Here is a 2,839-nt window from a genome sequence, read left to right on the forward strand (position 1 = left end):
ATTATCGTAACGAATACGGCGAATGGGATTCCTGTTCACTTACCGATGAACAGATTGAAAAGTACAAGCAGCAGTTTGATCATATCATAGTAGATCTGCCTGGTATCGGGCTGGTTGCTGTGAGAGAAACAAAGCCGGAAGTGATCCAACCGCTTGAAGAATTTGATGAAGGACCTGAGCTAATTATATAGTATGCCAAATCTTATGCTGTGTAAATTGTCACAAAGGCAGAACTTTTGCAAAAAGGCTGGATATATACAAAAAGGTGTGATATATTGCTTGACAAGGAGCGTGATGATATGAAAAAAGCGATATATATTTCAATACTTTGCACAGTAATGCTGACTGCCTGCGGCAATGTATCGGAGTCCGTAGAAAGTGCAGAAATCTCAGCTGTGAACCAAACTACGGTCACGGTAACATCGGTAAAGGAAGAAAAGGATACAAGCGAAACCGCAACTACTACACGAAAGAGTTCGCAGACGGTATCCGAAACTTCCTTAGCTAAAACAACCACAAAAAGTATGCAACCACCGCAGGAACAAATCAAACAGCAGAGTTATCCTCAGACAGTAAAGCCGCAGGAAAACACACAGGTCAATACTACTCAAAAGCCTGCGGTAACAACTACACAGCAAAAGCAGACTACCGCAAAGCAAACCACAACAGCTCCGCCAAAGCCTGTGACCACTACGCAGAAACCGCAAACAACTACTCCGCCCGAAAGCACAGTAACATGGTCTGATACCATGAAAGCATGGAGAAAGCTGTGTGAGGGTCAAAGCCTAAGCGGTGATGAACAAAATCTCATAAGATCTGAAATACTTGAATATGCCAAAAACTTCAACGGCAAAAGAGATATCCATGTAAGCTTTGGAATAGATGAGTATGACATATCTTATGCGAATCCGATCAATATGACGGTGCGAGAGGACATGACCGACCTGTCATATGCTCACATGGACGCATATGCTGACTCAGACAGCAAGTGGCTGATAGATCATGCAGAAAATGAAGAAGAGATCTGCAGCATAGTCAGTGAAACGAGAGAAAACTGCCTGCACGTCATAGACTACGGACTGTTCAACAGGTGGGAGATATACAGCGGCAATAACGCCCTCAAATATGCAAGCGATATTGAGTTTAATGTAGGCTTTGACGGCACGGCAATATGGTTTCTTACGGAGGACTAAAAACAACTGAATAAGCAGGGAAAAGAGTCGAAAATTCGGCTCTTTTTTCTTTGCAAAAAACAAAGGAGTAATACAGATGAAGATAAGAAAAATATTAAAACGCTGCACAGCGGCAATGCTTGCGGCGGCAATAGGAATGACTACGCTGGCGGCGAATGTTTCCGCAGCCACATCGGGAGTATCCATAGGATACACTTGGAACAGCTCGGTCAATCCAACTATCAAAAACAGAAAGAACGGAGTAACAGGAGGAGTAAGCGGACAATATATCAAAGCCGGAGAACAAATATGCAGATTCAGTCCCTCATCAACTTCCGACTGGGCGTTTTGTATCGAGCCTGCAAAGTCAATGCAGGGAGCAAGCTACAAGGACTGGTATACTCAGAACGGCTTTACAAAGTATGATACCTTTGACCTCTCGGATAAAAACAAGGCGGACAGCTTTGCATATTGGAAGTCCATAGGCGGAACAGACGGACCAATGGCTAAGTATCTCGGACTTGTGCAGTATTACGGCTATTCAAGCCACAAAACAGGTGACTACTATGCCGCAACTCAGTGCCTTATCTGGGAGCTGATACTGGGTTACAGAGGTCATACGCAGGCAGGCTTCGGAAAATGTTCGGATATTCTTTGGAATGATTTCACCTATCCAAGCGGTGGCTGGTGTACAAGATCGGGAGTTGAAAAGGCGTACAACGATATTGTGTCAAATGTGAAGGATCATTACAAGCTTCCCTCTGCTATGAGATCCACCAAAGCTCAGGCAAAGGACGAACCGAACGTTATGAAATACAACGCTGAAAATCTAAGATACGAAACAAAAGTGACTGTGCCCACTTCCTATGTCACTGCGTCAAGCCTTGCACATAATTTCAGCAGCCTTGAAAGCAAGCTTGGATCGCTGATAAAGTCTAAATTCAGCGGTACTTTCGGCAAGGACTATGGCCTTGAAACAGAAATGAGCGGCACAAATACTGTTTACACCATATGGTCAAAGGAAAGGCAGTTCACTTCAAGCGGCGACAGCAGTATATATGTTACGGAAAGTATCCCGATGCAGATGAAGAACAGCCTGAAAAAGCAGGAAACTTTGTTTGCCAACAGCTACTATCAGACCTGCCTGCTTTCAACAAGGCTCGACCCCGTTGTGGGATATGTGGGACTTGCGTCATACAATGAACCGAATCTTACCGTTGAAAAGACATACACAGATTCAAGCAATAATCAGATAACGGCGGCGGAGCTGAATAACCTTCTGGGCAAGACTACGTTTGTGGTTTCATGCCTGTATGACGGCAAAAAGTATTATGTTCAGGCTGATAAAAACAGCACGGGAACGGGATATGTTTTTTCAAAGTATGTGACTTCTGTCAGCGAGGCTACAAAGTTTAAGACCATTAAAAACACAGACGCAAAGGGTACTTTCACAGTAAACGATCTGCCCACCTCAACGTCAAATGGCAGGACATATACGGTAACGGAATATACAGTACCCGATGATGAAAGGTATGAGAAACTTTCTAAATCAGTACTTCTGCCCTCTCCTACAAGTGATTTTACTGCCAATGCTGGCACAAAAACGATAAAGATTGATTTTGTCAATAAAACTTGACACATTGACCGCAAGGATTTGAAGTTAAGCA

Annotated in this window: 3 protein-coding genes; all 3 read left to right on the forward strand. The window is 43.7% G+C overall.

Translation table 11 applies throughout. The features are described 5' to 3' along the window. The coding region (locus tag LI114_RS13255; protein WP_227221065.1) for a hypothetical protein at positions 1-191 on the forward strand (191 nt) is incomplete at its 5' end. A gap of 108 nt (positions 192-299) precedes the next feature. After that, positions 300-1,193, forward strand: coding sequence for a hypothetical protein (locus tag LI114_RS13260; RefSeq protein ID WP_227221066.1), 894 nt, complete (start codon positions 300-302; stop codon positions 1,191-1,193). 76 nt (positions 1,194-1,269) lie between these two features. Next, complete coding sequence (locus tag LI114_RS13265; protein ID WP_227221067.1) at positions 1,270-2,808, forward strand: Cys-Gln thioester bond-forming surface protein; 1,539 nt, start codon at positions 1,270-1,272, stop codon at positions 2,806-2,808. Positions 2,809-2,839 lie beyond the last annotated feature (31 nt).

Origin of the sequence: Ruminococcus sp. 210702-SL.1.03 (assembly GCF_020559915.1) — a bacterium.
In the GTDB taxonomy this organism is placed as follows: Bacteria; Bacillota; Clostridia; order Oscillospirales; family Ruminococcaceae; genus YE71.

Excerpts from the sequence above, each read along its gene's own strand:
- LI114_RS13265 (WP_227221067.1), top strand. The coding sequence starts at position 1,270 with ATGAAGATAAGAAAAATATTAAAACGCTGCACAGCGGCAATGCTTGCG.
- LI114_RS13260 (WP_227221066.1), top strand. The coding sequence starts at position 300 with ATGAAAAAAGCGATATATATTTCAATACTTTGCACAGTAATGCTGACT.